The 26,123-nt window shown below is 50.6% G+C and carries 22 protein-coding genes; 11 read left to right on the top strand and 11 right to left on the bottom strand.

What is annotated here, in order from left to right; all coding sequences use genetic code 11:
• Positions 1 to 148: 148 nt before the first annotated feature.
• Positions 149 to 1,804: a UxaA family hydrolase gene (locus tag BLQ88_RS09875; protein WP_090148985.1), complete on the bottom strand. Its 1,656-nt coding sequence runs from the start codon at positions 1,802 to 1,804 to the stop codon at positions 149 to 151.
• Positions 1,805 to 1,979: 175 nt separating this feature from the next.
• On the opposite strand from BLQ88_RS09875, the gene BLQ88_RS09870 reads away from it, so the two are divergent.
• The 4 genes from BLQ88_RS09870 (at position 1,980) to BLQ88_RS09855 (ending at position 6,685) form a co-directional block, all read left to right on the top strand.
• Positions 1,980 to 2,888 (top strand): AraC family transcriptional regulator, encoded by a 909-nt coding sequence (locus BLQ88_RS09870; protein WP_090148824.1) that lies wholly within the window; start codon positions 1,980 to 1,982, stop codon positions 2,886 to 2,888.
• The gene (gene ade / locus BLQ88_RS09865) at positions 2,885 to 4,558 is read left to right on the top strand and encodes an adenine deaminase (protein WP_176884961.1); all 1,674 of its coding nucleotides are present in this window, start codon (positions 2,885 to 2,887) and stop codon (positions 4,556 to 4,558) included. Before BLQ88_RS09870 ends, ade begins: the two co-directional genes overlap by 4 nt.
• A gap of 159 nt (positions 4,559 to 4,717) precedes the next feature.
• Positions 4,718 to 5,299, top strand: a complete 582-nt coding sequence (locus BLQ88_RS09860) for an RNA polymerase sigma factor (RefSeq protein ID WP_015815162.1) — start codon at positions 4,718 to 4,720, stop codon at positions 5,297 to 5,299.
• A 114-nt stretch (positions 5,300 to 5,413) separates the two neighbouring features.
• Complete coding sequence (locus BLQ88_RS09855; RefSeq protein WP_090148820.1) at positions 5,414 to 6,685, top strand: replication-associated recombination protein A; 1,272 nt, start codon at positions 5,414 to 5,416, stop codon at positions 6,683 to 6,685.
• On the opposite strand, the gene BLQ88_RS09850 is transcribed toward BLQ88_RS09855, so the two are convergent.
• Positions 6,679 to 6,918 (bottom strand): hypothetical protein, encoded by a 240-nt coding sequence (locus tag BLQ88_RS09850; protein ID WP_090148818.1) that lies wholly within the window; start codon positions 6,916 to 6,918, stop codon positions 6,679 to 6,681. The two genes, BLQ88_RS09855 and BLQ88_RS09850, sit on opposite strands and share 7 nt — an antisense overlap.
• Positions 6,919 to 7,054: 136 nt before the next feature.
• On the opposite strand from BLQ88_RS09850, the gene BLQ88_RS09845 reads away from it, so the two are divergent.
• Positions 7,055 to 7,618 carry a YfbU family protein gene (locus BLQ88_RS09845; RefSeq protein ID WP_090148816.1) on the top strand — a complete coding sequence of 188 codons (564 nt, stop codon included), beginning with the start codon at positions 7,055 to 7,057 and terminating at the stop codon, positions 7,616 to 7,618.
• Between the two features lie 199 nt (positions 7,619 to 7,817).
• Here BLQ88_RS09845 and BLQ88_RS09840 read toward each other — a convergent pair whose 3' ends face one another.
• From BLQ88_RS09840 to BLQ88_RS09830, 3 genes are all read right to left on the bottom strand, one after another.
• Positions 7,818 to 8,012 carry a hypothetical protein gene (locus BLQ88_RS09840; protein WP_090148815.1) on the bottom strand — a complete coding sequence of 65 codons (195 nt, stop codon included), beginning with the start codon at positions 8,010 to 8,012 and terminating at the stop codon, positions 7,818 to 7,820.
• Between the two features lie 73 nt (positions 8,013 to 8,085).
• The gene (locus tag BLQ88_RS09835) at positions 8,086 to 8,583 is read right to left on the bottom strand and encodes a hypothetical protein (RefSeq protein ID WP_090148813.1); all 498 of its coding nucleotides are present in this window, start codon (positions 8,581 to 8,583) and stop codon (positions 8,086 to 8,088) included.
• A gap of 157 nt (positions 8,584 to 8,740) precedes the next feature.
• Positions 8,741 to 10,738 carry a T9SS type A sorting domain-containing protein gene (locus tag BLQ88_RS09830; protein ID WP_090148812.1) on the bottom strand — a complete coding sequence of 666 codons (1,998 nt, stop codon included), beginning with the start codon at positions 10,736 to 10,738 and terminating at the stop codon, positions 8,741 to 8,743.
• Between the two features lie 677 nt (positions 10,739 to 11,415).
• Between BLQ88_RS09830 and BLQ88_RS09825 the strand changes: the two genes are divergently transcribed.
• Positions 11,416 to 12,054, top strand: coding sequence for a response regulator (locus BLQ88_RS09825; RefSeq protein ID WP_090148811.1), 639 nt, complete (start codon positions 11,416 to 11,418; stop codon positions 12,052 to 12,054).
• 21 nt (positions 12,055 to 12,075) lie between these two features.
• On the opposite strand, the gene BLQ88_RS09820 is transcribed toward BLQ88_RS09825, so the two are convergent.
• Positions 12,076 to 13,128: an aldo/keto reductase gene (locus tag BLQ88_RS09820; RefSeq protein ID WP_090148984.1), complete on the bottom strand. Its 1,053-nt coding sequence runs from the start codon at positions 13,126 to 13,128 to the stop codon at positions 12,076 to 12,078.
• A 573-nt stretch (positions 13,129 to 13,701) separates the two neighbouring features.
• On the opposite strand from BLQ88_RS09820, the gene BLQ88_RS09815 reads away from it, so the two are divergent.
• The 3 genes from BLQ88_RS09815 (at position 13,702) to BLQ88_RS09805 (ending at position 17,315) form a co-directional block, all read left to right on the top strand.
• A complete protein-coding gene (locus BLQ88_RS09815; protein ID WP_090148809.1) occupies positions 13,702 to 14,232 on the top strand; it encodes a gluconate 2-dehydrogenase subunit 3 family protein in 531 nt (176 codons plus the stop codon).
• Positions 14,233 to 14,316: 84 nt separating this feature from the next.
• Positions 14,317 to 16,038 (top strand): GMC oxidoreductase, encoded by a 1,722-nt coding sequence (locus BLQ88_RS09810; RefSeq protein WP_090148808.1) that lies wholly within the window; start codon positions 14,317 to 14,319, stop codon positions 16,036 to 16,038.
• 140 nt (positions 16,039 to 16,178) lie between these two features.
• Positions 16,179 to 17,315 carry an MFS transporter gene (locus tag BLQ88_RS09805; protein ID WP_090148807.1) on the top strand — a complete coding sequence of 379 codons (1,137 nt, stop codon included), beginning with the start codon at positions 16,179 to 16,181 and terminating at the stop codon, positions 17,313 to 17,315.
• Here the strand turns inward: BLQ88_RS09805 and BLQ88_RS09800 are convergent.
• Positions 17,312 to 18,421 (bottom strand): BamA/TamA family outer membrane protein, encoded by a 1,110-nt coding sequence (locus BLQ88_RS09800; RefSeq protein WP_090148805.1) that lies wholly within the window; start codon positions 18,419 to 18,421, stop codon positions 17,312 to 17,314. The two genes, BLQ88_RS09805 and BLQ88_RS09800, sit on opposite strands and share 4 nt — an antisense overlap.
• 137 nt (positions 18,422 to 18,558) lie before the next feature.
• Here BLQ88_RS09800 and BLQ88_RS09795 point away from each other — a divergent pair, with 137 nt between their 5' ends.
• Together BLQ88_RS09795 and BLQ88_RS09790 are read left to right on the top strand one after the other, a co-directional pair.
• Complete coding sequence (locus BLQ88_RS09795; RefSeq protein ID WP_090148982.1) at positions 18,559 to 20,664, top strand: alpha-amylase family protein; 2,106 nt, start codon at positions 18,559 to 18,561, stop codon at positions 20,662 to 20,664.
• Positions 20,665 to 20,686: 22 nt separating this feature from the next.
• Entirely contained in the window at positions 20,687 to 21,103 is a 417-nt protein-coding gene (locus BLQ88_RS09790) for an LIC_13387 family protein (protein WP_090148804.1), read from the top strand.
• 2 nt (positions 21,104 to 21,105) lie between these two features.
• On the opposite strand, the gene BLQ88_RS09785 is transcribed toward BLQ88_RS09790, so the two are convergent.
• The 4 genes from BLQ88_RS09785 to fucP all read right to left on the bottom strand — a co-directional run bounded on the left by BLQ88_RS09785 (position 21,106) and on the right by fucP (position 26,091).
• Positions 21,106 to 22,491, bottom strand: coding sequence for an SMP-30/gluconolactonase/LRE family protein (locus tag BLQ88_RS09785; RefSeq protein ID WP_090148802.1), 1,386 nt, complete (start codon positions 22,489 to 22,491; stop codon positions 21,106 to 21,108).
• Positions 22,492 to 22,520: 29 nt separating this feature from the next.
• On the bottom strand, positions 22,521 to 23,720 hold the full coding sequence (locus BLQ88_RS09780) for an acetyltransferase domain-containing protein (protein WP_090148801.1): 1,200 nt from the start codon (positions 23,718 to 23,720) through the stop codon (positions 22,521 to 22,523).
• A 147-nt stretch (positions 23,721 to 23,867) separates the two neighbouring features.
• The gene (locus BLQ88_RS09775; RefSeq protein ID WP_090148799.1) at positions 23,868 to 24,767 is read right to left on the bottom strand and encodes an ROK family protein; all 900 of its coding nucleotides are present in this window, start codon (positions 24,765 to 24,767) and stop codon (positions 23,868 to 23,870) included.
• A 73-nt stretch (positions 24,768 to 24,840) separates the two neighbouring features.
• Positions 24,841 to 26,091: an L-fucose:H+ symporter permease gene (gene fucP, locus BLQ88_RS09770; protein ID WP_090148798.1), complete on the bottom strand. Its 1,251-nt coding sequence runs from the start codon at positions 26,089 to 26,091 to the stop codon at positions 24,841 to 24,843.
• Positions 26,092 to 26,123: the final 32 nt, after the last annotated feature.

The following is a 26,123-nucleotide window of genomic DNA, read 5'->3' as shown; positions in this document are numbered from 1 at the left end:
TTTGCTCTGGATCCGGGGGATAAAGCCCCCGGCAATGGATTGGCATCTTCTGCTAAATGTCAATCTAATTCCGTCAGTTTTAACTGACGGGCAAAGGGGTAAATGGGGCAATAGGCGATGGCAAATGCGATTGATGCGAGCACGCCCTTTACAACGAAACACCCCTTTTCCAGGGAATAAAATCATCCTGCCCCAATTGCTGCGCCTTGGTCAGTTCGCCGCTGGCTACTTTGATCACATAATCCAGCAATGCTTCTGCATTTTGCTCGATGGTTTGCGTGCCGTCTACCACAGGACCGCAGTCGAAATCGATGACGTCGGGCATGCGCTGCGCGAGGGCTGAGTTGGTGGCTACTTTCGCTACCGGACAGATCGGGTTACCTGTCGGGGTGCCGAGGCCGGTGGTGAAAAGGATAATGTTGGCGCCCGCCGCAGTTTGGCCGGTGGTAGCTTCCACGTCGTTGCCCGGTGTGCACACGAGGTGCAGACCCGATTCAGTGGCACGTTCGGTGTAGTTCAAAACGTCGGAAACGTATGCATTACCACCTTTTTTGGCTGCTCCTGCCGATTTAATGGCATCGGTAATCAGGCCGTCCTTGATATTGCCCGGTGATGGGTTGAATGCGAATGCGGAACCTACGGCTTCGGCTTTGCCTGCGTAGTCGCGCATGAGCTTTTCGAATTTAGCGGCTTTTTCTTCGGTTACACAGCGGTTGAGAAGCTCCTGCTCTACCCCGTTCAGCTCCGGGAATTCAGCAAGAAGCGTTTGCCCGCCGAGACCAACTACCAAATCAGAAAGGTGACCGAGGACCGGATTTGCCGAAATACCTGAGAAACCATCCGAACCGCCGCATTTCAGACCTACTGAAAGTTTAGACAATGGTGCATCGGAGCGTTCGAACTCATTGATTTTGGTTAAACCCATGAAAGTCTCCTTGATCGCACCCGACATGAGCGAGTACTCCGTGCCTTTCTGGTGCTCGAACGCGAAGAATGGCTTGTTAAAATGCGGATCACGCTTGCGGATTTCGTCTTCGAGTGTTTTTAGCTCGGAATTCTGGCAGCCCAGGCTCAGTACGGTGATGCCCGCCACGTTGGGATGCACAGCGTAAGCCGCGAACAGCGAGCACAATGTATTCGCATCCAGGCGCGTGCCGCCGCAACCACCCTCGTGCGTGAGGAACTTCACTCCATCCACATTCTGGAACGGGCGTTCCGGTTTCCTTTTCGCGGATGCCGGGGCATCTACGAACGTTTCCAGGTTTTTGATCCTCCGCATATCGCCCTGCTGGTACAAATGCAGGAATTCGCGTACCTGGTCGCGGTACATGTCGGTTTGTGCATAGCCGAGCTCGCGCTCGAATGCGTCTTTCATAATGAGCACATTGCGGTTCTCGCAGAATACGAGCGGTACCACTAGCCAGTAGTTGTAAGTCCCTACCCGACCGTCTTCGCGGTGGTAGCCTTTGAAAGTCCGGTTTTGCCAGTGGCTTACGTCCGGCTGGGTATATGAATAAGGCTTACGATTCGCCGTGCTGTAATCGTGCGCGTCGTGTTTCAGATTGAATGTCGTGATCGGCTCGCCTTTTTTGATCGGCTGTGTGGCGCGACCTACCAGTACGCCATACATAATAATGGCGCCGCCGGTATCAATGTCTTCGGTAACGAACTTGTGCTTGGCCGAAACGCCGTATTGAAGCTTATAAATACTCCCCTCGTACGTCACATCCGCGCCTGCGGGCTGGTCGCGCAGGGCCACGATGACATTGTCAGAAGGGTGAACTTTCAGAAATTGGGACGCCATAATGATGTTCAGGTGAATGGTAATCTGATATATCCCTTTGGTTTTCAATCGTGCCAAATAGAATATATCAACAAAACAACAGAATTATTTGAATACAATGAACTCAGACATTAGCAAATTTTTCAACTATATTGGCATATATTTCTCTTTAACGGTTTTAACCATGTAATTATTTGTGAAACCGCAGCTACTTAAAGTACCGAAAGGTTTGCAAAAGTCTTTCAGCATCCGCCGCGATGTGGTACTCTACTTTTATAACCGCTGGCATTACCACCCTGAATTAGAGCTCATTCACATCGAACAGGGCTCCGGTACCCAGTTCGTAGGCGATAACATCCGCAGTTTCCAGAGCGGCGACCTGCTCCTGATCGGCCCAAACCTACCGCATTACTGGCGTTGCGACGAAAAGTACTTCCAGCGGGGCAGCCAGCTTTATGCACAGGCTACTGTCGTCCATTTTTCGGAAGAAATTTTTGGTAAAAACTTCCTCGCGCTGCCCGAAAACAAGTCGATCCACGATTTGCTCGTGAAAGCCCGGCTCGGCATGAAGATACTCGGCGAAGGGACCGATAAAGTGAAAACCCTTTTGCACGAACTCCTCAACCAGACCAACGGCAACCCGATCATCTCATTAATGCAGATCCTCGAAACACTGGCGCACTGCGAGGAAATCAATGTGCTTTCCAACACGCAGTACCAGAACGAGTACGACCAGTACGACACCGACCGGATCAACCACATTTACCAATATTCGATATCCAACTTTCAGAAAAAGATTTCGATCGAAGAAATCGCCGAAGTCGCCAACATCAGCCCGCATTCATTCTGCCGCTATTTCAAAAGCCGCAGCCGAAAGACCTACTCGCAGTTTTTACTCGAACTCCGCATTGGCCACGCCTGCAAGCTGCTTTCCGAGAGCCGCATTCCCGTAGCGCAGGTTTGCTTCGAAAGCGGTTTCAACAATTTTGCCAACTTCAACAAATACTTTAAACTCCACACCGGCAAAAGCCCGATGCAATACCAGAAGGAATTCCGCAAGATTCCCATCTCCGGCCATTTGCCCGCATTTAACTCCGCATTATGAAAGCCAACTTGATCAACATCTTTGAAAAGACCATCCGGGAAGCCGAAATCCACATTTCGGACAAGCGTATCTCCAAAATCAACACTATCGGACCGGAGAATGCTTCCCTACCATATATATTACCGGGCTTCACCGATGCCCACGTGCACGTGGAGAGCTCGATGCTCACACCCGCGCAGTTTGCAAGGCTGGCTGTCGTACACGGGACGATCGCGACGGTGTCCGACCCTCACGAAATCGCGAATGTGCTCGGCATAGAGGGCGTGCAGTTTATGATCGAAGACGGTAAACGCGTGCCGTTCAAATTCTGCTTCGGCGCACCCTCGTGCGTGCCCGCGACGGTTTTCGAAACGGCTGGCGCGGTGGTGAATGCGGAACAAGTCGGTGAGCTGCTGGCGAGCGACGATATTGGCTATCTGGCGGAAGTAATGAATTTCCCGGGGGTCTTGAACGAGGACGCGGACATGATGGCGAAGATCAATTGGGCTAAGCATTATAATAAGGTAATAGACGGCCACGCGCCCGGCCTGCGCGGTGCGGCGGCGAAACGCTATGCCAGCTTCGGCATCAGTACCGATCATGAATGCTTCACATACGCGGAGGCACGCGAGAAAATCGATTATGGGGTTAAAATCCTGATCCGCGAAGGCAGCGCCGCCCGCAATTTCGAAGCATTGATCCCGCTGATCGACGAGTTTCCCGACCACATTATGTTCTGCTCGGACGACAAGCATCCGGATAATCTGGTCGAAGGCCATATAAATGTACTCGTCAAACGCGCGCTCGCGCTTGGGTACGACCTCTGGAATGTCCTGCAAGCTGCCTGCATTAATCCCGTGTTGCATTACAGTTTGAATGCAGGATTGCTCCGCGAAGGCGACGCGGCTGATTTTGTACTGATAGATAATGCAGACACATTCAATATCCTCGAAACCTGGATCGACGGAGAACTAGTTGCGAAAGAAGGGAAATCACTAATCCCCGATTTACGCAGCGCTCATCCCAACCATTTTGAATGCGAGCCGAAAACTGCGGATGATTTCAGATATCCTGCAAAAAATTCTGAAAACCGGATCAGGGTAATCGAGGCTTTGGATGGTCAATTGGTTACAAATGAATGGATAACGGACGCAAAAATTATCGACGGGGCGATAGTACCTGACCTTGAAAAGGACGTATTGAAAGTGGTAGTCGTGAACCGCTACTCGCTTGCCACATCGGCGGATGGCCGCCCCGCGGAGGCCCGCCCTGCGGATCGCCGCCTGGCAACCGCGTTCATCCGCAATTTTGGCTTGAAGAAAGGCGCATTGGCATCGTCCGTCGCACACGATTCGCACAACATTATATGCATCGGCTGTGACGACGAAAGTATTGCGCAGGCTGTAAATCTGGTGGTTGGGGCAAAAGGTGGTTTGTCGGCTGTGGGAGGTAACGAAGCGCATCTGATCGAGCTGCCGATCGCAGGATTGATGACCGACCGGGACGGATATGAAGTAGCCGGGAGTTACACGAAACTCGACCGGTTTGTGAAAGACGAGCTCGGATCGACGTTGAAATCACCCTTTATGTCGCTGTCATTCATGGCGTTACTGGTCATACCATCGCTGAAACTGAGCGATAAAGGCCTCTTTGACGGGGAAAGCTTCCAATTTACCTCGCTTACATTATAGTATGCAAACGTTTTCAGGAAATAGCATCATTAACCTTTGAAATATAATTTTATGATGAAAATATTTTTAAAATATGTTTTTTTATAAATATATTTACAAGTGTAATAATGACATTATTCACAATCATTCCTAACCCCAATTCCAAATCCTTTCCAAACAATGGCTCACCTACGCTACAAGCAAGAAGAAGAACTCTGTTTTTGGGATCAGTTCAGAAAAGGCGATGAAAATGCCTACGCATGCCTCTACCGCTCTTACGTTCACATTCTTTACCAGTACTGTTCGCAATTCACGATCGACAAGCCTCTTATCAAGGATTGTATCCACGATTTGTTTGTAGAATTATGGAGAAACCGCATGACGCTCGGTGACACCACCTCGGTTCGCTTTTACCTGATGGCTTCCATCAAACGCAAATTGGTCCGCCATTTGAATGCACAACAAAAGCATACCAGCAACGAAGATATCCCGGTTGAGTACTGGCATATCAACACCCCGTCCCACGAAAACCATCTGATTTCGGAAGAAGAATTCGAATCGACCAACCAGCACCTGAATGTGGCCATCAACGGCCTGCCCCGCCGCCAGCGCGAGGCTATTTTCCTCAAATTCTACATGAACCTGAACAACCACGAAATCGCGGATTTGATGAAAATAAATATACAATCGGTTTACAACCTGGTTTTTGGTGCATTGGGTAACCTGAAAAAGCAGATGACACTCGACAGGCTGACTTTTTGATAGCCGTCTGTTTAAACGTTTAAATACATTCTCAGAAAGCGTGGCGAACAATGCCGCGCTTTTTTTGTGTTAAATTTACCTTACATTAACAAACTGGTTACCGACACTTCACCCATGAACACGAATACCACGCCCCTCGCCGAACGCCTCCGCCCGCGTACGCTCGACGATTTTGTGGGGCAGGAAAAACTACTCGGCCCGAAAGGACCGCTACGACGCGCCATTTTACAGAATGCGATCCCTTCGATGATTTTCTGGGGTCCGCCCGGTGTGGGGAAAACTACCCTCGCATTGCTCATTGCGGAAACAACCAAGCGGCAGTTCTACAACCTGAGCGCAATCAGCTCGGGTGTGAAGGATTTGCGGGAAGTACTGGCCAGGCCGTCGGGATTGTTCCCAGCGATCCTTTTCATCGACGAGATCCACCGCTACAACAAAAGCCAGCAGGACGCATTGCTCGGCGCGGTGGAAAAGGGCCAGGTGACGCTCATCGGCGCTACGACCGAAAACCCTTCGTTCGAAATCAATTCCGCATTGCTGTCCCGCTGCCAGGTGTACATCCTGGAAGCATTTGGTGAGAAAGAGCTGAAAGACCTGATTGCTCGCGCATTGGAAAAAGACGCGTGGCTCAAAGAGAAAAGCATCAAATTCAAATCATACGATGCATTAATGCGCCTTTCGGGCGGCGACGGACGCAAGCTGCTGAACCTGCTCGAACTGGTGGTGCTAGGCAAAGGCGATGCCAAAAAGATCGAGATCACCGACGAATGGGTGACCGAAGTGGCGCAGCAGAACATTGCGCGTTACGACAAATCGGGCGAGCAGCATTACGACATTATCTCTGCATTCATCAAATCGCTGCGCGGCAGTGATCCGAACGGGGCGGTTTACTGGATGGCCCGGATGATCGTCGCCGGTGAAGACCCGTCGTTCATTGCCCGCCGGATGCTCATCATGGCTTCCGAAGACATTGGTAATGCGAATCCGACCGCTATGATCATGGCTAATGCCTGCATGCAGGCTGTGAATGTGATCGGCTACCCGGAATGCCGCATTATCTTGTCCCAAACAGCCGTTTACCTCGCTACCTCGCCGAAAAGCAATGCGAGCTACATGGCGATCGGCGATGCCATCGAAGCGGCTACGCGCACGGCGCACCTGCCCGTTCCCCTGCACCTGCGTAACGCGCCTACGAAACTCATGAAGCAGATCGGTTACGGGAAAGATTACAAGTATTCACACGATTTCGAGGGAAATTTCGCGAAGCAGGACTTTCTTCCGGACGAGTTGAAGGGTACCAAATTCTTTGAACCGGGAAGGAATGCGCGGGAGGAAGAGATCAGGAAAAAGTTGCAGTACTGGTGGGGCGACTGGTACGGCTACTGACCGTCGCGCGCCCTGCGCTTCTCTTCGAATTTCGAGAAGGATAGATCAGGCTCCTGTTCGGGAATACCAGGCTGCTCATTTTCAACCGCCGAATTCAGCTCGTTTTTCAGTTTCGCGGCTAGTTTGCGCAGATTTTCCCCGGTTTCCACCCGCTGTACATAGGCGGACAGCGATTCTTCACCAGGTTTGCCGGTGTCTTCTGTCTGGGCTGGATCGGGATGTAATTGTTCCATTTGTTGAGTTCAAATGTATGTCGATGACTTTTGTACAGGATAAGTGAACAATGCGGCTGTAAAGGAGCAAACTTTCCCGAACAATGCAAGTAAAACGAGGCACAAATTGAGTCCAATACCATTAAATTGCCCAAAAATGTCGAACCAGCCCTATATGATCCCCGAAAGTATTTCCCTCATTGACAGACAGCTGCTGATCAACCAATGCAGAATCCTCTCTGCTATCGGAAACGAAAGAGAACGCGAACTTTACGAAAAACGAATTGAAATACTGGAAAAGGGTTATACCGGCCTGTACCCTAAGGTGTTCAACAACCTGTACGAAGAGGTGCCGCTGAGTGTGTACAACGAAATTTCGGATATCATGAAGATGTACAGCCGCATCAACGACTCCATTCGCCTGCTACCCGAGGACGACAAGGAATTACTCGATCTGGCTTCGCTGGAATTCGAAGGATTCGATCAGGATAGCGGGATGCATTACTATATGATGTCCTATCTTGTCGACCGTATGGATGAGCATGGCGAGTATAAAGGCCGTGAATTAAAGTCACATAAAAGCAATTCACTGATTAAATACAACCGCATGCTTTCGGTGTATTTCGACTATGAAAACGTGGAAAAGCTGCAATATTCCGCGCCCGATTTGCAAAAATTTATCGATCAGGTTAAAACGATAGTACTTGATACTCAGGCATGATGCGTAACCAATTACCGAATAGTAAATACTTATTACCCAACGGCTACAAAAAATATTATTTCGTAAACAAAAAACAATGTTTTGAATAAAGAAATCATTAAGTTTGTATCGAAAACCCCTCAAAAGGTTTTCAATAACGTTGAGTAAAATCAGACATCCCGGTTACATTGTAATTGGGATGTTTTTTTATACTCCTATCTTAATGAAGCTGCACTTTACGAAGCCTGTCGGCATTGCGTTTGAGGAAGAGGCGGTCACTCAGGGTGTAGCGGTTATAAGTGCTTCTCTTTTTCAGGTCAACGACAAGCCAGAGTCCGCCGGCGGCCGCGCCGACGAGTGTGACTACCGCCAGTATCGGCGCGATATAATAGAGCATTTGAAGTAACTGTGCCATGGTATCCGCTGTTAGTCAGGTTTGGCGGATAATGTTAAATAATCATACCAGCCAGGCACACCGATGGGCAGGTCTACATTTTCACACTGAGCACTTTCACATCGCAGCCTACCACCGAATTATTGACATAACCGACACTCAATCCCGAAATTTTAGTGGATTTTTTTGCGGGAAGCGGCGTTTTGATCGTGATAACCTTGGACGTTACCACCGCCTGTACGTCGTTGAGGTATTTGAATTCCACTTCCACATTCTTCACCGTCGTGGCGGAAGCATTCTCGATCACCATATTGTGGATCGCGAGCCCTCCTACCTGGTGCCATTCGTTATTCGTAATGTGTATTTTCGCCGCAAGCGCTTCCGATCGCCCGATACCCTCCTGCAAAGAATCGCCGGAGCTCAGCACTTCCGTTTGCGATTTCACCTCGTCCCGCTTTTTCAGGAAGTCGAATTGTTTGTAGTAATAAAGAATATAAATGAATGCACAAACCGGGATAATCGCACTGGCCCATTTAACAACCGGAATCAGGACCTTTTTGAATTTGTTCTTTTTACCTCTTCTGCTGGGCATATTAATCTAACGTTGATATAGGGATACTTCGAGATTCAAATATACCGCTCTGCGGTTGAAAAAAAGTAGTTGCACCTCCTTTTTGGAACGCAGCCTATAAAAAACGAACCGCTGACCTGCGGCCAGCGGTTCGTTCGTGTATCGTGTGGACAGGACCTTACTGTCTTACAAATCGCTGTGAACTTACAGTACCGTCAATATGCGTCACCTGGACAACATACGTACCCGCTACGAGATTGCGCGCGCTGATGCCGGAAAGCAATGCATTGGAAGCTTCAAACACCACTTTGCCCGCAGCATTTACCACTTTTACGCCGCTTACGCTGCTCCAATCGCCCACGTTGAGGGTCAGGTTTTGTGAAGCACTTACCGGGTTAGGATACACCAGTGCGATACCTTTGAAGTTCAGGTTTTCGATGCTGCTATATGCGAAAGTGGCATCGAAATCCACCATTTTCAAACGGTAGTAGTTATCACCTCTCAATGGCGTTGCATCCACAAACGAGTATGACTGGTTCACTTTTCCTTCGTTGCGAGATACCAAAGAACCGATTTTCGTCCAGTTTTTACCATTCTGGCTGCGTTCGATATCGAATCGCTCGCTGTTGGTTTCCTCGGAAGTAGTCCACGACAGAGCGGCTGTCTGACCTTCGCCGAATGCTTTGAAGCTCACCAGCGTTACCGGCAGTGCATTTTCAATAGTCATCGTGAAAGTTGTGATCCCCGTCTGACCGAACTGGTTCGTAGCCTGCACATCGAAAGTATAGGTACCGTTCTGACCGTTGGTAGGAGTACCTGAGAATGTTCCGTTAGGATTCAGGGTTACTGTGTTCGGCAAAGTACCTGCCAATGTGCGGCCGCCCGGTGCCGATACCTGATACAAAGCATAAGTGTAGTCTGTCGACAGGCCGCATTGAATGCTGAAACTGTTTGAACCGCCATTTTGCGCACCGAAAAGGTTCGAGCTCAAAGGATCGCCCACGCGACCAGCCGCTACTGTGCCACCCGAGAAAGACACCGGCGGACGCGAAGCCAGCTCGTGGATACGCAAGCCTGTGAAGAGATTCAGGTTCAAACCAGTTGTAGAAGTAACCACTACCCTGTCGAATGCACCGCCTGGTGTGAATCTTACCGGAGTCAATGTATTTGCAGTGAAAAGGCCGAGCAAATCGAGCGTCAACAGGCTGGTCAGGCTTCGAGGTGCTCCCACCGGGGTGTTACCCTGGTAAGCCTGGAAAGAAATATTGTCAAGCACCGCCAGATTCGCCAATGCAGGAGGTCTCGAAACAATTGCTACGAGCTCATTGTTGACCGCAGATTCCTTGGCCAGATAAAAGGATTCCGAAACCGACGTGATGGCTGCCACAGCACCATTTTGCAGCAATGCGAAGTTGGTCGGGCTGATCACGCCGTCTACCGCCTCCTGAGGATTTTGCAAGGTCGGCGTCAAAGCCAGGCCTACGATACCTGTCGCGCTAGGGTTAATTCCTGCAAATGCGTAAGTGATCTGCTCGCAAGGAGTCATCGAAGCAGTTTCATAAGAAATTACGCCATCGACGTTCAATTTAAGTTGCCCCAATGCGATAGGCAGCGTTCCGCCGTAGTTAGCCAGGTCGAGCTTGATGGATATTTCGCTGAATGCCGCAGAAGATGAAACCGCGATGTACGCATTGTTCGCGCCATCTTTCACGAGTGTGCTCTGGGCTGTACCGGCGTCGGTAGTTACATTAATCGTGTTGGAAGTAAGCAATCCGAGCAGGTTTACCAGCTCACCGAGGTTAATCGAGAGACCCTCTACCGTAGGCAACTGAATTTTCACATATGCGCGTTTGTTCGCAGGAACCGGATTCGGCATGGTGAGGTTCAGCGTTGCGCTACCAGTGACCTTAATAGCCGTTACAACAGCACCTGCCGATGACAGGGTGGCATAATTATTGTCCGGTGCGCCGATTGCGTTTTCTGGTGTAGATACGGTTCCCGATGCAGTCAGAAATAGAAGTTCGTCCGTAGTTGTAGAATTAGTTTGACCAGTCGCGTATTCCTGTGCATAGGTGTTGAACGAAACCGCCGAGGCAACCAAAGTTGCCATCGCGATACCGCGGCTAAACCGCAATGGGGCTAACTTTTTAATCAAATGGCCGATAGAACTTTTCATAGTGATAGAAATTTTAGAATAGAAATAAACCGTTATGTGACCAATGGAACTTAAATACAAGAAAATCAAATCGTTAAATCAAAAACCTCCCCATCCCGGCGAAACCGGTAGCATGCTGGATATACATGTGATGCCCCGTCTGTGCGCGTCCGTATGTCCATATACGTGCTGCGCCAGATAGTCTTTCTTTTGAAGGTGTCGTCTAACGAATAACCGGGTGTTCGGTCAAGAGAGATGAGTAATGTTTTTCAACGATTCTAATTAACATGGTTTATGTGTTGATGATTTAAGAATGAGGGTATATTCAAGAATGTCTATTTAGTTATACTATATTCTCAAACTAGATAGTACTTATTTGCAAATGTATCTATAAATGGATCAAAACAAACCCACATATTTTTAGTATGATTGCACCCGCAAAAAATTGGGGTAGTAGAACTAATTTTATCCACACAATTATTGTAAATTTACTCAAAGTGACATCCGGAAAATAATTAATACTACCCGCTGAATGGCCAATGTCACATCTATAAGAGTATTTTATGTAGCGGAATTGCCTATATAGAAACGCAAGGGATATTTTACTAGATCTGGCCTTGTCTCAGAAAATTTCAAATGATTGAATTGTATAAAACTGGGGCAAAAAACTAGGTCGTATAAACATTAAAAGTAATTCTATGAATATAGTTTTAGTAGACGATCATCTCTTGTTAGCTGATGCACTTCAGAATTTATTGAGGTTGATACCGGAAGTAGAAATGGTTGATACCTATTCGGATGGCAAAGAATTTCTGACAGAGAGAAGCGCCACGCCTCCCGACATCCTGGTGATGGACCTGGCGCTGAATGGCCAGAACGGACTGGAACTACTCGACACTTGCCGGTCGACATTACCCCGGGAAATGAAGGTAATCGTACTATCGACTGTCACGGATGCGCAAACGGTGAAACACACCATCCGCCGCGGCGCAAACAGCTTCTTATCCAAATCGGTGCTTTTTGAAGAATTCAAGGAGTCAATATTCCAGGTGCGTTCCGGCAAGCAGTACATCGGCAAAGCCATCCGCGACAGCCTGATCAACAGCGTATTTACAGAAGAAGAAGTGGTAATGCACCTTTCCCCGCGGGAAAAAGAAGTGCTCCAAAAGGTGTGTGCCGGCCACACGATCAAGGAAATCGCCTACGAGTTCAAATTGAGCGCACACACCGTGCAATACTACCATCGCAGTGTGATGGAGAAACTGAAAGTACGCCGGACACCAGACCTGATCGTATACGCGATGCAGCACGGACTCTATATTCCGGAGGCCAGGTAGGTCCCGGCCTCCGTATATAACCTACTGGCGGCTGCCCAATGGGCCGTAGAAATCGGGAAGCGGATTGAGTGCGGTATTCTTGCGCTGGTGCCAGTAAGGATACACCGGCGATTTTTCGCTCGCATCGTCCAGGCGTTTTACCTGCTCCAACGTCAGGTTCCAGCCTACTGCACCGAGATTTTGCTTCAATTGCTCCTCGTTACGTGCGCCTATCACGATGTTGCTGACGGTAGGGCGCTGCAAAAGCCAGTTCAGTGCTACCTGCGCTACGGTCTTTTCGGTCTCGGCGGCCACTTCATCGAGCACGTCGATCAGGTTAAAGAAAAATTCCTCGGGTATGGCCGGGCCCTCGCCGCCGCCTTGCGCAATGCGCCCATCGGGTGGGATCGGCTGGTTGCGGCGGTATTTTCCTCCCAAACGCCCCGCCGACAGCGGGCTCCAGACAATCGTCCCTACCCTTTGATCGATCGCGAGCGGCATGAGCTCCCATTCATACTCCCTGCTCAGCAACGAGTAATGCGCCTGATGTGCAATGTATTTCGACCAGCCGTACCGCTCCGAAACCGAGAGCGACTTCATCAGGTGCCAGCCCGAGAAGTTGGAGCAGGCGATGTAGCGGACTTTTCCGTCGCGGATCAGGTCGTTCAATGCACTGAGGGTCTCTTCCACTGGCGTAGTGGCGTCGAAGCCGTGCATGTGGTAAATATCTATGTAATCAGTTTGCAACCTCCGCAGACTATCCTCGCAGGCCTTGATGAGATGGAAACGGCCCGAACCCGAGTGGTTGAGCTTGTTACCCATTCGAAAAGTGGCTTTGGTGGAAAGGATGATCTTGTCGCGCAGACCGATGATCGCCTTGCCGAGGATTTCCTCCGACAACCCTTGCGAATAAACATTGGCCGTATCGAAAAAATTGAGTCCGGCGTCCATACAAAGGCCCACAAGCTTTGTCGCTTCATCCACCTGGGTATTTCCCCAGGCCTTGAAGAAATCACCGGTCCCGCCAAAAGTGCCGGTACCAAAACTAAGAACGGGTACTTTCAGGCCCGATCCTCCCAGTTGTCTGAATTCCATTTGCGTTGCTGTTAATTGAACAAACGGCGGCCGTGCCATGCAAAGCCGCCTGACCGGCCGAATTAAAGGATAAAATAACCAAACATCAAGTCGGTACAAGCATTTTAGGCGCGAAAGGGCACAAAAAAAGGCCGGACGCATCCGGCCATTTGCCTCCATCGTATAGTCAGAAATCCGCCAGTCTCCCAAAACTGATACGATTTCGGCAGTTCGTTTAGTCAGGTTGGTTATGCACTAAGTATTTGTACTTTCCCTTTCCTCACAGGCTTCTAAAAAAATATCTCCCCTGAAATTCAGGGGAGATATCCACATTATTTACTCAACGTTCCTCTATTACTTAACCCCAAAACTGTACAACAGAACCTCTTACTATCTGTTGTCCCAGCCCCTAGCTCAGTAGTATGATTCAAATATCAGCACTCAATCGGGCTCTAAAGAAATTTGATGTGTGAATGGTACTTATGGATGAATTATCGGAAAAACAGCCCTGTTTTGATGCCTGATTCGGGCTTCTTATTATCTTTAAAAGATATTTTTTATAGCTATTTGAATTCCTGACTTAATAACCTAACCATGAACCGTAGAGAAGCTGTTCAAAGAATAACCTTCCTGCTCGGCGGTGCCATCTCGGCCCCGCTTATGGCCGGCATCAATGGCGAACGCCTGAACTTCGGCCCATCCCTCGAAATATCCGATCAGCAGGAAGCATTGCTGGCGGAAGTTGCGGATGTGATTATCCCTACCACCGGCACACCGGGTGCCAAAGCGGCCGGGGCTGAGAAGTTCATCGTGCGCGTTATGCGTGACTGCTACCCGATGGAAGACCAGAAGAAGTTTTATGATGGCCTTGCCAAAGTAAATGCGCTCGCCAAGGAAACGTATTCCAAAGATTTCACCGCCCTGGACACCGCCCAGAAGAACGACATCATCAAAAAGACGACCGTTTCCGACAAGCCTTTTTTCCTGCAAATGAAGGGACTTACCGTCACCGGCTATTTTACCTCCGAAATCGGTGCTACACAGGCGCTCGACTACCTGCCTATCCCCGGCCGGTTTGAAGGCAGCTGGCCCATGCCCAAAGGACAGAAAAGCTGGGCACTTTAATCAGGAAACATTAGAATGGGCAACAGTAGCAGACAATACATGAATGCCTGACTACTTGCTGACCATTCCAAACTCTAACAGAAAATGGCGAACCTTAATATTGACGCAAAAAAAGACATCACCTACGACGCCATCGTGATCGGCTCCGGAGTTTCCGGCGGCTGGGCGGCGAAAGAACTGACCGAAAAAGGCCTGAAAGTGCTCATGCTCGAAAAGGGCAAACAACTCGAACACGTTACAGGCTATGAAAATGCATTGAAAGCTCCCTGGGAGACCCAATACAATGGCCGACTGACGGTCAAACAAAAGGAAACGCATCCATTCCTTTCGCGCGATTATCCCTACAACGAGATGACCGAGAAGTACTGGATGAACGACATGGACCAGCCTTACGAAGAGAAAAAGCGCTTCGACTGGTTCCGTCCGAATATCGTCGGTGGTAAATCCATCATGTGGGGACGGCAGTCGTACCGCCTCAGCGACATTGATTTCGAAGCCAACCTGAAAGACGGCATCGCCGTTGACTGGCCTATCCGTTACAAGGATATTGCCCCATGGTATTCGTACGTAGAGAAGCACGTAGGTATTTCCGGTGAAAAACTCGGGCTGCCCCAATTGCCGGACAGCGATTTCATTCCACCGATGGAAATGTACCACGTCGAAAAAGAAGTACGCAAGCGTCTCGAAAAGGAATTCCCCGGCCGGGTAATGACCATCGGACGCGTGGCTAACCTTTCTCAGCCTACCAAAATACAGCTCGACGGCGGCCGCGGACCATGCCAGTACCGCAACCGTTGCTCTTACGGCTGTCCATACGGAGCCTATTTCAGTACGCAGTCGTCTACATTGCCGCCTGCGATGAAAACCGGCCGCCTTACACTCCGCCCCGATTCAGTGGTGCGCGAGATTATTTATGATGGCAAAAAACAGGGTGGCCGCGCTACGGGCGTGCGCGTGATCGATTCGGTGACATTGCAGGAGCGCGAATTTTTTGCGAACATTATCTTCGTATGTGCGAGCGCGCTGGCGTCCACGGCATTGCTCCTCAATTCCACTTCCGATCGCTTCCCGAATGGAATGGGTAACGACTCGGGCGAGTTGGGCCACAACCTCATGGACCACCACTTCCGCACCGGCGCAAGCGGTACCTGGGAAGGCGACCTCGACAAATACTACTTCGGCCGCCGTGCAAACGGTATATATGTACCACGCTACCGCAACATCGGCAACGACAAGCGTGATTACCTGCGCGGCTTTGGCTACCAGGGCGGCGGCGGTCGCCAGGGATGGCAGCGCAACGTGGCCGAACTGGCATTCGGCGCCGATTTCAAGGAAGAACTCACCACGCCGGGCAACTGGACAATGGGCTTCGGCGGCTTCGGTGAAACATTGCCTTACCACGAAAACCGCATGTATCTCAACAAGGAGAACAAAGACAAATTCGGCATTCCCGCCGTGGTTTTCGACGCAGACCTCCGTGATAACGAGAAGAAAATGCGTAAGGATATGATGAACGACGCGGCCGAAATGCTCGAAAAGTCGGGTGTGAAGAACGTCCGTACTTACGACAACGGCTCTTACCTGGGTATGGCGATCCACGAAATGGGTACCGCACGCATGGGACGCGACCCCAAAACGTCGGTACTGAATGGTAACAACCAGCTTCACGCGGTGAGAAATGTGTTCGTCACAGACGGTGCGGCAATGACCTCCGCGTCGTGCGTGAACCCGTCGCTCACCTATATGGCGCTTACGGCGCGGGCAGTGGATTTCGCGGTCAAAGAATCCAAGAAGAAAAACATCTGATGGGATATTGGGAGGCCAGGTCACAAAACCTGGCCTCTTTTTTTAAGCAAAACTCTTAGAACGCGTTCTGCTATTTTTTGCAATATTTTGCAATTTTCTGCAAAATCATATTTCTTTGTAGAAAATCCACATCGACATTCATGGAAGAGAAACTGAGAATCAGCGCGGCCAGAAGGGCAACATTATTGATATTTCTCGTGTGCGGCATCGGCCTATCGAGCTGGGCGCCTATGGTACCTTTTGCAAAAATCAGGTTGGGCCTTAACGACGCTGATCTCGGCGTAGTGCTGCTCGCGCTCGGTGCCGGGGCGATTCTTACAATGCCAGTCACCGGACTTCTGATCAACAAATATGGCAGCCGCGCCGTGGCTATCGTGGCAGCACTTGTTATCGCATCGCTCCTGCCACTGCTGCTCATGGCTACGTCGCCTTACCAGCTCGCGGCGGCGCTGTTTGTGTTCGGTGCGGGAATCGGCTCTATTGACGTTTCCATGAATGCGCAGGCTGTGGTCGTACAGGAGCGTCACGGAAGCCACATAATGTCCTCATTCCACGGCATGTTCAGCCTCGGCGGGCTAATGGGCTCCATTGGGCTTGGTTTTTTGATCAAAGCCGGACTTTCACCGACTTATGCGGCGGTTGCTATTTCTGCATTGCTCGTTTTTATAACCGTCACCCAGTCGCGGTACCTGCTGCCGCATTCGGAAGAGGCCAAAATGGATAGTACCAGCTTCGTTTTGCCGAAAGGCCCCGTGGTGCTGCTGGGCATTATGTGCTTCATTCTTTTCCTGGCCGAAGGTTCCCTACTCGATTGGAGTGCCGTATTCCTGCAATTTTCGCGCGGTTTCGACCCATCGTTCTCCGGGCTTGGCTATGCTGCGTTCTCGGTGGCGATGGCCATTATGCGGCTCACGGGCGATGGCATTATCCACCGCCTGGGGCCTGCGAAAGTAGTTTTCTACGGCACATTGCTCGCCGGCGCAGGGTTTATGGTGGCGGTTGCCATTCCATCGGCCATTGCTGCATTGGTAGGTTTTGTGATGGTCGGGCTGGGCGCTGCCAACGTGGTACCGATATTCTTCACAGCTGCCGGGCGCATTCCCAACATTCCACCATCGATCGCATTGTCGGCGGTAACTATTCTGGGCTATTCGGGCCAGCTGGCCGGTCCTGCATTGATAGGTGTACTGGCCGAAATCACCTCGCTGTCGTGGGCGCTTGGGCTGGTAGGTCTGCTGCTGTTCTTCGTCGCATTCGGCTACAAGCACCGCGATTAGAATGCCTCCCCGGTAAACAGGTAAAAGCCGGGGCCATCTTTGGTAAAACCCACATCCAGCCGAAGGTAAATATCCTTTTTCGGGAATAACAAATACCGTAGACCCACGCCGCCCGACAACCTCGCACGTGCGGGGGTAAGCGACCCGATTTTGGGCCCTACCACCGCCGCTCCGGCAAATGCAACCCCGCCAAACCGCCTGCTGAACCCGAACGGCAGCCAGCGGTGCTCCACCTGCGTGGCCAGCATGTTCTTGTCACGGTAACGGCCGTAGTAATAGCCCCTCATGATCATCTCCCCGCCCATCAGCGCCATTTGGTTGAACGGCACATTACCGGTGAAAAAGTTGCCATACACCTGCCAGGCCAGCACATTGCGGCGTGTCAAAGGATGCGAGCTGCGAATGTCCAGGTTGAAACCCTGGAAGTTATGGTGACTGCCTACCGATTGGTTGTATTTCAAAAACGACAATTCTCCGAACAACCCCTTCCGTACATTGAGCACATTATGGCGGTTGTCGTAAACCAATGCGGCTCCGAGGCCGATATTACGCGTTCCGTCGCTGCCCAGCGGCTCGTCGTACCGGTGGTCTTCCGGCTGTTTGAACTCCGCATTGTAAAGTTGCTGGTAATCGATTTCGGGGCCAAAGAAGAGATTAGGCCTGATTCTTCGCAAGACCCGCTGGCGGAAAAGCAGGTAATTGGCGTCGATCAATGCGGGCTCCTTGTCAGGTGTGGTGTGGCCGATGCCGTAGTATAAGAGTGGAAACCGCTGAAAACGCGTCCGCCCGAGGAAGAACCATTTATCCTTATCTCCATAAATCGCATTGTCGAGCCAGATGCCGTACTGGCCTTCGAGCGTCACGAATGTAAATGCCGCCACCTCGCTCAGGCGGTTCAGTGTATCACCTTTGGCCTGGAAAAGCAGCAGCGACGACAGCCCGAACTCTACGCTGGTTTCGGGGGCGTAACCCAATGTCGGATACACGCGGAAGCTCGACTTCCCCTCTCCGGTAGTATCCGAAATCGTCTTTTGTACAAACCGTTTGAACCAGCCTTCCTGTGCGTGCGCACGCGTAGCTTGCAGGCCCGCGAGCAGGACCAGCATGAAAACGTATCTTCCCTTCAATGGCTATTGAGTTAAATGAGCGTCTTAATTTAATCCATTAATATAAAAATCAATCCGCAAGCGTCAAGTAGATGCCGTACAGCACGGCTCTTTTCCACCAAACCATTCAATCCGGCATGAGAATCCGCATTTTACTCTTATACTTTCTTTTCAATGCAACTTGTCTCCTGGCGCAAAACAAAGCCGACCTTTGGTGGAAACGCAACAACCTGAGGGTAATCCAGATGAACCTCCCCGCTTACGAGGCGGCGACGATCAATGCGGATTCCATTGTTACCGATCTTGTAAACTGTTCTGCTAATACGCTGCTGATCAATGCAGGCGGCATTATGGCTTTTTACCCTACTAAACTGGATTTTCACTACCGGAACCCCTACCTGAAAGACAACAACGTGCTAGCCGATGTCGTCCGGAAATGTCATGAAAAAAGCATTAAGGTAATCGTCCGCTTCGATTTCAGCCGCGTGCACGAGAGCATTTTCAAGGCGCATCCCGACTGGTGCTACATTTCCCCAAAAGGTGAACGCATTATCAATACCGATATGTATGTAGTGTCGATCAACGCGCCCTATGTGCAGGATAAGGCATTCAGAATCATCGAGGAAGTGATTAACACGTTTCCGATCGACGGCATTTTCCTGAATATGCCCGGCTACCAGGTCAATAATCCTTACGAGGGGAAATACCACGGCATCGATCAGAATGACTTTGACAAAAAGCGTTTCGCGGAATTCAGCGGCGGTAAGACACTGCCTGTCGAGGAAAACAAAGCGGACCCGCTTTTTCAGCAATACCTCGAATTCAAAAAAGTAACTGTCGAAGACTGGTCGGAGCGACTGCACAAACTGGTTAAATCCCAAAACGAGCAGATCGCGATCTGTACCTATTCCGACAAATTCGTGGATATCATCCGCCACGAGTCGCAAAGTATGACCAGCCTGCCTTATTGGCCTTACACGGCTTCGGACAATGTCGGTAATGCAGTCAATTCGTTTCCCGACCACATTATCAGCAATGCGAGCATTCAGCAGATTTCGTTCCAGTCGCGGTACAATGCCGTGGAGCCGGAGGAAACGCGGATTCGGCTGTACGAGAATATCGCCAACGGCTCGGGCCTGGATATGAGCATGATGGGCGATATGCGCGGATATGAGGACGAGCGTAACTACCCTGTTTTCAAGGAGGTTTATGGTTTTCACAAAAAGAATGAGGCCTATTTCGGCAAATACAAATCGGTTGCCAAAGTAGCCGTCATTGCCCCCGGCGCCTGGCCGAATGGCGAACCGATGCAGGAATACCGGGGCATTCAGCTCATGCTCCGCGAGGCGCATATTCCGTTCGATATCGTGGAAGACGGGCAGATTGCCAATTTGGAACAGAAAGTAAAAGGTTACAAACTGATTATCCTTCCCGAAATCACCTACCTGAAACCGGAAGCGGTCCGGATACTGAAAGAAGCCAGCCGGCAAGGCACAAACCTGATCGCCACCAACCGCGCATTGTGGGATAATCCGGAGGCATTACTATCGCTTTTTGGCGCGAAAATCGAGAAAAAGGACAACGACGGCGCGGGTAACTACCTCGTACCCGACGACCGGAGCATTTTCAAGAGTTTCAAAGGGCAAAGTATGCTTTTCTGGAAGTTCAACCTCGGACTTTACGACCTGTCGGGTGCGGATCAGAAACTGCTTCCCGTTCTGGCCAAAGGTCGTCCCGGCCCGCCTGAAATCATCGGGGGCCACGATCGCACCGGTTATTTTGCATTGGGTATTAAAAACCACCCGACCAGTAAAGCCGCGATTTTCCCCATTAACCTGGGCAGGATCTACTACATGCACGGCTATCAGGAACACAAAAACCTTTTGCTGGATATGGTCCGCCACATGCTACCCGAAATCGCACAAAATTTCGAGACAAATGCGCCCGCGCGGGTCGAAACGGTATTGCAAGAATTCACGAAAAACACGCCTGAAAATCGGTCAAAAAACACGTCTGACGGCCAGATTCTGCATTTGATCAACCTTACCGGTTTCAGTGGAAATACCTATTTCGACCCATTACCTGTGACCGATTTACAATTCAGGATCAGGCTGGCGAAAAAACCGCAAAAAGTATTTACTTTGACGAGTCACAAGCCTTTGAATTTCACCTGGAAAGACGGAACGATCCATTTCTCGCTCGCCCGCCTCGCGGAGTTCGAAAGTATTGTGATGGAATGGTAAACTAAATCTAACGCTACCCCTTATGAAACCCAGACTCCTGCTGCGCCTTTCCGCGCTGTGTATCCTTGTACATTTAATCGGGCATTTTTTCGGCCACTTTTCATGGAAAGAAACCCCTGATCCCGTCAAACAAGAGGTGATCAGGCAGATGACCGGCCCCAAATTCGAGTTCATGGGTGTCATGCGGAGTATGGGCGATTACTTCGAAGGCTACGGCCTCATCCTGTTCGTCGTATATGGTATGTCGATAGCGCTGATCCTGTCGGCCGCCCGGTATTCCGACAGCAATCACGACATTGCCCGAAACGTGCTCACACCCATCGGGATCGGTTACGTGGCCATGGGCGCCATTGAATTCATTTATTTCTTCCCGTTTGCCGGTTCGATAAGCCTCGTCGCCGGGTTACTGATCGTCCTGGCCATTTTCCTCAACGGATAACACTACAATTTGGGAGCGTCCGGCTTATTGGGCGCTTCCGCCTGGTTAGCGCCCCGGGTTTTCAGTTTTCGGCTGTACGTTTTGCCTTTTGTATGAATATAAAGTATATCAAAACCGGCACCGCCGAATGCTATTTTCGTTACCGCACCTGCTACTGGTGAAGGCAGGATAGCATTCACCCGGCCAGTCTGATCGAGGATCTGAACGCCCATATTCGTAGCCACATAAATACGGCCCTCGCGATCGCAAATGATGTTCCCTGCGCCGGTATTGTCCTCGGTATCGGGCACGTGCAGCCATCCGAACCGCTGCTTGTATGCCTGCTTACCGCCTGATTGAATCTGGGCCGAATATACCCAATGCGAAAGCGGGTCGGCGGTGTAAACCAATGTGTGATCAGGAGAAAGCGCCGTCGTCGCCGATGCAGGCATTTTATCTTTGGTCTCCTTCCATTCCTCCCCGTCCATCAGCAATGCCGAGAGAAATGCATTCTGAGACTGCCCTATCTTGACCGGTTGCGGCCAGCCTTTCCACAAATACCGCATCGCCTCGGGAAACAGCGACGTTCCCTGTTTGCCGTTGTGACCGCCCTCGCCCCACTGATGTTTCACCTCGTAACCGGCAAATGTCAGCGCGCGCAGCATCGTTTGATTCGCCATCCACCAGTCGCCGGCGTAGATATTCAGGTCGTTGGCACCATCCTGCATGTAAATGCGAATGGGTTTGGGCTCGACTTTTCGGAGCAATGTCGGGTAACGGTCCGCGCCGCGGAGGCCTACATAAGTCCCTATCGCACTGAAAACACGTGAAAATGCATCGGGGCGTTCCCACGCGGCGGTGAATGCACACACGGCTCCGCTGCTGGAACCTCCTATCGCGCGGTCGTTACCGTTTTTCGAAAGGCGGATTGCACGGCCGTCGCTGGTTTTCTGCTTTTCCACTTCCGGCAGGATTTCTTCGAGGATAAACCGCGCATAGGCATCGCCCAGGCCGTCGTATTCGAAACTCCGGTTGAAACGGTCGTTGGCCGCATTGGGATCGGCGGCTTTCACGCGCCCGTGCATCACAAACACCCCGATTGTGACCGGCATTTCCTTCTGGTGAATGAGGTTATCGAATACCGTCGGTGCCTTCCATTGAATGCCGTCCTGGTTCACGTATACGCACGCGGGCGTATCGGGCTTGTATTGCGCGGGCACATACACCCAGTACTCGCGCCACGTACCGGGAAAGATTTTGGATTGATCAAACACAAATTTTAGAACTTCACCCTTGGGCACGCCAGCGTGTTCCTCCGAGGCGGGATCTACCGGGTAGTTTTCCTCCGGCGCTTGTGCATTGGTTAGAATAGGTGTTAGAAAGCAAAACAGGAGCAAAAGATGCTTCATGAAAGTGTGTATTTAAATTAAATAATAGTTTACAAATAGCTGAGCCACCAGGTTCTCTTCCGCGCCCGGTATTCGCCGTACCACTTGCACGGCAAGTACAGCGCGACGACGATCAAAATCCAGATCAGGTAGGTCTGCCCGAGAGGGTAGCCGAACTCGTTTGGCCGGAATTTGAAGAAAAGACTATCGTCCGTAGCCTGCTTCCAGGTATAGCCGGAGAGGAACACGATCACCATGGTCATGATGTGGATCACGTAAAAATGCACGAGAAAAAAGAAGAATGGTACCCGGCCGTAAACCGTGCAAATGCGGCTGAATGCATTGTCGGTATGCTCGGTAAGGGCCAGCAGAATGAGTATCGGCCCCTGGGTCATGAATGTGAAGAACAGCGAAGGCGGATATTTGGTGACATTGAAAAAGGACATGAAAGTCTTGACGCCCGTATCCTGCGTCGACCAGGGTACCGGGTCGCCATAGCCGTTGATCAATCTCAAAACCACAAACAGTACCGTCAGCGCGGCTCCTGTGAGCAAAAGCAGCTTCCTGCGGCGTGCGGGGTCTGCATTGCGGTTGAAAAGCATACCCAGGCCATAGCCGGACATCATAATGCCTGCCCACGGGAAAATCACGTACAGAAAGACGATTGCGCCGCCGTCGGGCCGCGGGAGGAATGTGCCTCTACCGGTGAAGAATATGCGCAGCAGGATGTCCCCGACAGAATTTTCCTGCAACTTCACATAATCCAGCAGGTTATGCCCCAGTACCAGCGCCAGTCCGAGTATCAGGATCGTTTTAGGTGACGCAAACCGGACGGCAACGCCCAGTACGATCATCGCCCCGCCCAGCGCCCAGAATACGGCGAAAAAGAGGGTTTTGTAATAAATATCGAATGTGAATGCGAATGTCATAAACACCATTTCCACCAGGATAAGCCAGAAACCGCGCTTGATCAGGAAGGACGATTTCTCGGCTGCGGTTTTGTTCTGGCCCGATAAATAGGCCGACAACCCCGAAAGCATCATGAAACTCGGCGCACAGTAATGCGTGATCCATCGTGTGAAAAACAATGCGGGCGTGGTGGTAGCGAGGTCCGTCGGATCGCCGGTGGCTCCGGCAATGTGAAAGAAATCGCGCACGTGGTCGAGGGCCATGATGATGATGATCAGGCCGCGCACGGTGTCGATCGACCGTATGCGGTTGGTGAGGGTGCTGGTGGTAGTGGTATACATGACTAATGCGAGTTGATGACAACTGAGCTAAGAAGCCATATAAATTACTGATTTACTGCCTATATACCTTCAACAAAACGCAACAAAAATCCCGACAATCTCAACAAAATGCTGAGAACTGCCGGGACCTGGATCATGGAAAGCGGATCAGAGCAATGCAGCCCCGAAAACGCCCGCGCTATCGCCCAGTTTAGGCTTCACGATCGGCGTGGTGACAATTCCTTTGTTAAAAATATACTTGCGGATACGCTCGTAACCGGCGGTATAAAGCAGGTCGATATTCCCTACGCCGCCACCGATCACGATCAGATTGGGGTCGATCACGTTGATGAGCGTCGAAATGGCCCGGCCATAATATTCCAGCAGGCGCTCGATGGTCGCTTTCGCGTGCTCGTCGTTGCCTGCGTGGTATCTTTCCAGGACGGTTTTCATTGAAACTTTCTCGCCGCTCAGTTTCTCGTAATGGCGCTCCAATGCAGGACCGGCGATTACCTGCTCCACGCAGCCAGCTTTGCCGCAATAGCATGGGTCGCCGCCTTCTTCGAGGATATTGTGCCCCCATTCACCGCCGATACCGTGGTGCCCGCCGATGATCTTGTTGTTCACCACAAGCCCGCCGCCGACGCCGGTACCCATAATCACCCCGAAAACGACTTCCGCCCCGTGGTAATCCTTGCCCGCGCCCATCAATGCTTCGGCCAATGCGAAACAGTTCGCATCATTCGCCAGCTCGCAGGGCACGCCCAGTATTTTTTCAAGATCGGTCTTCAACGGCATTCCGTTGAGGCAGGTCGTGTTGGAGTTTTTCATCAATTGCGAATCCGGTTCGAGCACGCCCGGCGTCGCGAATCCGATTTTACGCGGCCGCTCGCCCACCTGGTCCGCCACCATGTCTATCAGCTTCTTGATCTGCGACAGGATATGGTCGTAGCCGTTGACCGATTCCGTCGGCACGCGCATCCGCACCACCACTTCCAGATTCCTTTCGGGATCCAGCACTGCACATTCTATTTTAGTACCTCCTAAGTCGATTCCCCAGAGTTTCATTCTATTATTGCTAAACTAAAGATTGGATCAATAAAAAAAGAAAACGGCAGCCGAAAGCCGACTGCCGAAGTTTTTAAAGCACTTTATAATATTTGTAACCAAACAGGAAGATCACCGCATAACAGATGATGGGAAGGTAGTAGGCATGCGCCACGTTTGTTTCCGCCACCGCGCCCATGGCGAATGGGAAGAACGCGCCGCCCACGACACCCATTGAAATAAATGAAGAAGCCTGCTGCGTATGTGCGCCCAGGTTTTTCAATCCGAGACTAAAAATGGTTGGGAACATGATGCTGAAAAAGAAGTTCAGCATCAGCAATGCGATAAATGATGGCCAGCCAAGGCTTTGCGCGATAATCAGGCACATTACAATATTACATGCAGCAAAAATCGCTAGTAAAGAATGTGGTGCAATAAAACGCATGAGGAATGTACCCACGAAACGGCCTGTAAGCATCAATACGAAGAAAATGATCATGTAGTTACCAGCCACAGCGTCGGAGAAACCCATTTTCTCGTGACCGTAGTTAATAAAAAACGCCCACGTACCGGCTTGTGCAGCTACGTTGAAAAATTGCGCCAAAACTGCCCATTTGAAATGTCTGTGCTGGAAAAGGCCTCTCTCCGGATGCGTGTCCACATTGGCAACAGCAGGATCTACGGCTCCGTGGGGATCGATAAGTGCCGGTACTTTAACAAATGAAAACAATACCGCGATCGTAGCAATCACACTTCCTATGACGATGTACAATGTTTTTACCGAAGTAAGGTCCGTACTGCCTTCCACATTATTTCTCAACAAAAAATAAGAACCAACGGCCGGTCCGATAATTGTACCCAATGCATTAAATGCCTGGGCAAAATTGATACGCATGTCACTCGTACGCTGATCTCCCAGCGACGCGACAAACGGGTGGGCAACCGTTTCCAAGGTGGAAAGACCGCAGCCCAGAATGAACAACGCTCCTCCAAAGAATGGAAATGAAGCCGCAGCAGCAGCCGGAACAAACAAAAACGAACCGACAGCAAAGAGCGTCAGTCCGAAAAGAACGCCGTTTTTATAGCCAAAACGCTTCATGAATAACCCCGCCGGGATCCCCATCACACCATAAGCCCCGAAGATCGCGAATTGCACAAATGCGGATTGTGTTTTGGTCAGACTTAAAACGTGTTGAAAGTGTTTGTTGAGCACGTCCCCCATCGTAATGGCAATCCCCCAGAACATGAAAAGGGAGGTTACGAAGACCAGGGTGATTAGGTATTTTTTGTCGGTGAACTTGGGCGGGGAGGCGTGAACGGTGCCGGCAGACGATTGGTTGCTCATTTAGCTGAATAGTAAAATTAAATATTAGGTTC

The organism is Dyadobacter soli (assembly GCF_900101885.1).
GTDB lineage: Bacteria > Bacteroidota > Bacteroidia > Cytophagales > Spirosomataceae > Dyadobacter > Dyadobacter soli.
The sequence above is the reverse complement of the archived record's forward strand: the minus strand, read 5'-3'. Positions and strand labels throughout refer to the sequence as shown.